Here is a 4,847-nt window from a genome sequence, read left to right as displayed (position 1 = left end):
CGCCGGCCACCAGTTTCTGCCGCCACAGCTTCTGCATGGCGGTCATCGCATAATCCGCCAGCGCCGCCTCCAGCTCGGCCAGTGCCGTCACCGGTCGGGCAAAGCTGCGGGAGCTGGCTATGGTCCGGTTCGCCTCCGGCACGGTCTGCAAGGTGAACTGCGGCTGTCCGTGCAGCTCCGCCCACAGCCGCCACAGGGGCAGATGGCCGATGCGCCGCACCGCCTCACCTTCCAGCGCCAGCAGATCCGCCACCGTATGAATGCCAGCAGACTGCAGCCTTGTACTCAACCGTCGCCCCACGCCCCACAATTCGCCCACCGGCGTCTGGCGCAGCAGCAGCGTCCGTGTCTGGTCCGACAGCGCCGTGGCATCCGCCACGCCATCAAACAGACGGTAGCGTTTGGCCCAGTGGTTGGCCAGCTTGGCCTCCGTCTTTGTGTGCCCCAGGCCCACCGCCACCGGCAGACCGAGCCACTGGCGCACCTGTGCCCGCAGCGCCCGCCCCCAGTCGGCCGTCACCCCGCCTGGCACGGTCAGAAAGCTCTCATCGATGGAATAGATTTCCTGCGTGGCGGCATGCCGACCCAGCAGACTGTGAAAGCGCCGGCTCATGTCGGCGTAGAGTTCGTAGTTGGAAGAGCGCGCCACCCCGCCATGACGGCGCAGCAGATCACGGATGCGGAAAAAGGGCTGCCCCTTCAGGCCCAGCCGTTTGGCGTGCTCATTGGCCGCCACCACAATGCCGTCGTTGTTGGACAGCACCACCAGCGGCCGGCGCGCCAGCGCCGGCTCGAACACCGTCTCGCAGCTGGCGTAGAAATTGTTGGCGTCCACCAGCACGATACGGGCATTCACTGCAGATCTCGGGGTACCCATATCCACCCTTCTTCTGCCGGTGCTGACCACTCCGGCGACCATACGCTGTCCGGGTACTGGTCAAACAGACGCGCCAACGTGGCGCAATAGATCGCATCCAGCCTGTCACCTGAATACGAGCGGGCAGAACGGGGCAGAGCCTGCACCACCATGGCAGAGCGCTTCAGCGCAGCAGGATAGGTTTCCAGCACAATCAGCCGCCCATCCGTACTTGACCAGACGCCATGCGCCATCTGCTCAGGTGTCAGTCTGGTGCACACATGCATGGCCTTGGTCGCCTGACTGCCGATCATATCCTGCACGGCCGACAGAGGCCGCAACGCCCGCTCAAACAGCAATCGCTCCGTCAGACGATAGAGATAAGGGTTTTCCCGCTGCCGCTCCGGCACATGGTTGGCAGGTTGACCATGCGCAAGATGCAGCAACGCCTGCGGCCAACCCAGCGGCGCATCAATGGCCAGCACGCACCGCACACTGACATCAATCTCAAGCTCACAACGCTCAAACAGTCCGGTCAACCAGCCTTCGACAGTATCCGCCATGTTGATCAGAGGCAGCAGATTACCACGCCATGGCCACCCGATCAGCTCGCCTTCTTCATCCAGAACGGCAATGGCATCACGACTGTTGCGGTTGTGATCACAGTGCCAGCCGCCAACATCCCAGCCCAGATAAAAAGTCATCATGACTTCACCGATACTGATGAATAACGGCCGTGACCACGCCCCACAGCTCCAGCTGCTGCGCCTCGCCCGGCACGATGTCGGCGTAGTCCGGGTTTTCCGCCTGCAGCCAGGTGCGCCCGCCCTCCCGGCGCAGACGCTTGACGGTGAGCGCACCGTCCACCACGGCGATGACGATGTCCCCGTCCCGCGCTTCCAGCGCCCGGTCCACCACCAGCAGATCGCCGTCGTGGATGCCGGCACCGGTCATGGAATGGCCCTGTGCTCGCACGAAGAAGGTGGCCTCCCGATGCTGCACCAGATGTTCATTGAGATCCAGCGCCGGCTCTTCGTAATCTTCAGCGGGCGAAGGAAAGCCGGCGGCCACGGACGCGGCATAGAAAGGAAAGGCAACCGGCTCCGGTGCAGGGTGGGCCCGGGCCGTCACCTCGGCGGCTTCCCGTCCGTGGAGGCGGTCGAGAAAACGGCGCACCGTTTCCACCTTGGAAGCCGGCACACGCATCACCCGTGTCGGCTCGCCATAGCGGCCGGATCCCCTGCGCCGACCCGCACCGGGCCGAGCGCCACCCCAACCGGACTTGTTTTCCGTTTCACTTTTCATGATGAAAAGTGTATCAGAAATCAAGTCAGCATGTCGGCCACGATCTCATCGACGAAGTTGTGTCCCAGCTCGGTCAACCGGTAGCGGTCCGCATCCCGTTGCAGCAGCCCCTTCTCAACCCATGGAGCCAGCTTTTCATGCAGCACCACTGCCGGCAGGCCGGTGCAGGCGGAAAAGTCCGCCGCCTCGAACGGTTCGAACAGGCGCAGGCGATTGAGCAGGTATTCAAACAGCCGCTCCTGCGGTTCCACCTGCCACAGCCGCCCGGCCTCACCCCGGCTCATGGCTTCCATGTAGGCACCGGGACTGGCGGGCATCTGGCTGCGCCAGATCTCGCCCCGTTCGGCAAAGGTGAGCTTGCCATGGGCGCCGGCGCCCAGCCCGATGTAATCCCCATAGCGCCAGTAGTTGAGATTGTGGGCGCACTGCCGGTTCGGCCGACTCCAGGCGGATACCTCATAGCGGCGCAGGCCGGCCGCTTCCAGCACTTCGGCGCAGGCGGTCTGCATCTCGGCGGCCCGCTCGTCATCGGGCAGGCCGGCGGGCGGCTGGCGGTAGAAGGGCGTGTTGGGTTCCAGCGTCAGCTGGTAGTGGGACAGATGGGAGGGATCGAAAGCCAGCGCCTGGCGCACATCCTCCACGGCCTGTGCTACCGTCTGTCCGGGCAGAGCGAACATCAGGTCGATATTGAAGTTGTCGAACCCGGCCGCCCGCGCCATCTCCAGCGCCTGCCGTGCCTGCTCGGCCGTGTGGATGCGGCCGAGCGCGCGCAGTTTGTCATCGTCAAAACTCTGCACGCCCAGCGACAGGCGGTTGACGCCCGCGGCCCGGAAGCCCGTGAACTTCTCCGCCTCCGCCGTGCCCGGATTGGCCTCCAGCGTGATCTCCGCCTCGGCCCCGAAACCCAGCAGCGCCCGGGCATGGCTGAGAAAGTCCTCCAGCGCCGCCACGCTCATCAGGCTGGGAGTGCCGCCACCGAAGAAGACGGCATGGATGCGCCGACCCCAGATCTGCGGCAACAGCTGTTCCAGCTGCTGTTTGAGGGCGGCGAAATAGCGCGCTTCATCCGCAGCGCCATTCAGCGCATGGGAGTTGAAGTCGCAGTAGGGGCACTTGCGCACACACCAAGGATAGTGCACGTACAATGTCAACGGTGGCGGCATGAGGGGAACGGCGTCATGCATGAAGAAGATCCTGTCATCGTCTGGGATGATCTGAAACGCCATCAGGCGAAAAAGCTGTGGTCCAGAGCCCGGCTGGCCCCCTGGTCACTGTCCAAACATGAGTTCGACCTGATCATGGATGACCAGCGGCTGCATCGTCACGAACGCTGGGAACTGTTCATGCGCAGGCTTGAATACAGAAGCCGCCATGCGCCAGAGGAGAAATCCCGCATCGCCGCCCGTCTGATCTTGTCTGTCATCTACGACGACAAGACCGAAAAGAAACGCCTTGAGCGCCGCCTGCGGGCATTGGGGGGCCCGCTCAGGCGGATCAAGTAGTCAGCAGTCCCTGCGCCTGCAGCCTCTGAATCTCGTCCACCAGCTGATACAGCGCCTGGGCCCGGTGGCTCAGACGGTGCTTCTCCTCCGGTGCCAGTTCGGCGGCGGAACAGCCCTTCTCTGGCACAAAGAACACCGGATCATAGCCAAACCCCTGATCACCACGCGGCGCGGTAAGGATCTCACCATTCCAGCGCCCCAGCGCGATCACCGGCGTGGGGTCTTCGGCATGGCGCAGAAACACCATGGCGCAGTAGAAGCTGGCCTGCCGCTTGCCTTCCGGCACGTCCCGCAGGGCATCCAGCAGTTTGTCGATATTGCTGGAGTCAGTGGCATCCGGTCCGGCGAAGCGGGAGGAGTAGATGCCGGGCGCGCCCTCTAGCGCCGCCACCTCCAGCCCGGAATCATCACCGATGGCCGGCAGGCCCGTCTTCTCGCAGGCAAAGCGCGCCTTGATCAGGGCGTTCTCCACGAAGGTCAGTCCGGTTTCCTCCGCCTCCCCGGAAAACAGCGCCGTCTGCGGCACCACCTCCCACGCCAGCGGTGCGAGCATCTGACTCACCTCTCGCACCTTGCCGGCGTTACCGCTGGCGAAGACCACCTTCATGACGCCGACTCCAGCGCCTGCTTCTGCAGTTCGATCAGCTGGCCGATGCCCTGCTCGCCCAGCGCCAGCATGGCGTCCAGCTGTTCACGGCTGAAGGGTGCACCCTCCGCCGTGCCCTGCACCTCAACAAACCCGCCGGCATCGGTCATCACAAGATTCATGTCCGTCTCAGCAATGGAGTCCTCGCAGTACTCCAGATCCAGAATGGGGTGCCCTTCCAGCACGCCCACGGAAATGGCCGCCACATGGTGCAGCACCGGATCACGCTCCAAAACGCCCGCCACATGCAGTTGACGCAACGCCAGCGCCAGCGCCACAAACCCGCCGGTGATGGCCGCCGTCCGAGTGCCACCGTCGGCCTGGATCACGTCACAGTCCACCGTAATGGTACGCTCGCCCAGGGCCGTCAGATCCACCCCGGCCCGGAGGGAACGGCCGATGAGGCGCTGAATCTCCACCGTGCGCCCGCCCTGCTTGCCGGCGCTGGCTTCCCGACGCATGCGCGTGCCGGTGGAACGGGGCAGCATGCCATATTCAGCCGTCACCCAGCCCTGACCACTGCCCTGCAGAAAGGGCG

Annotated in this window: 7 protein-coding genes; 1 reads left to right on the top strand and 6 read right to left on the bottom strand. The window is 64.4% G+C overall.

Features of this window, described 5'->3' with window-relative positions; translation table 11 throughout:
• The 4 genes from F8K16_RS03715 to hemW all read right to left on the bottom strand — a co-directional run.
• Nucleotides 1–856: Y-family DNA polymerase (locus F8K16_RS03715; protein WP_294947103.1), on the bottom strand; the 856-nt coding region annotated here is incomplete at its 3' end.
• Nucleotides 853–1,563, bottom strand: coding sequence for a DUF429 domain-containing protein (locus F8K16_RS03710; RefSeq protein ID WP_294947100.1), 711 nt, complete (start codon nt 1,561–1,563; stop codon nt 853–855). The genes F8K16_RS03715 and F8K16_RS03710, both read right to left, overlap by 4 nt.
• Before the next feature lie 4 nt (nt 1,564–1,567).
• Entirely contained in the window at nt 1,568–2,161 is a 594-nt protein-coding gene (locus tag F8K16_RS03705) for a LexA family protein (RefSeq protein WP_367122700.1), read from the bottom strand.
• Nucleotides 2,162–2,181: 20 nt separating this feature from the next.
• Entirely contained in the window at nt 2,182–3,345 is a 1,164-nt protein-coding gene (gene hemW / locus F8K16_RS03700) for a radical SAM family heme chaperone HemW (protein ID WP_294947098.1), read from the bottom strand.
• Here hemW and F8K16_RS03695 point away from each other — a divergent pair.
• Complete coding sequence (locus tag F8K16_RS03695; RefSeq protein WP_294947095.1) at nt 3,340–3,663, top strand: hypothetical protein; 324 nt, start codon at nt 3,340–3,342, stop codon at nt 3,661–3,663. The genes hemW and F8K16_RS03695 overlap by 6 nt on opposite strands.
• On the opposite strand, the gene rdgB is transcribed toward F8K16_RS03695, so the two are convergent.
• Entirely contained in the window at nt 3,656–4,270 is a 615-nt protein-coding gene (gene rdgB / locus F8K16_RS03690; RefSeq protein WP_294947092.1) for an RdgB/HAM1 family non-canonical purine NTP pyrophosphatase, read from the bottom strand. The two genes, F8K16_RS03695 and rdgB, sit on opposite strands and share 8 nt — an antisense overlap.
• On the bottom strand, nt 4,267–4,847 hold a 581-nt coding region (gene rph, locus F8K16_RS03685; RefSeq protein WP_294947089.1), incomplete at its 5' end, for a ribonuclease PH. The genes rph and rdgB, both read right to left, overlap by 4 nt.

Source organism: Sulfurivirga sp. (assembly GCF_015490265.1).
GTDB lineage: Bacteria > Pseudomonadota > Gammaproteobacteria > Thiomicrospirales > Thiomicrospiraceae > Sulfurivirga.
Note: the sequence above shows the minus strand (reverse complement) of the source record. Positions and strands in the feature narration are given on the sequence as shown.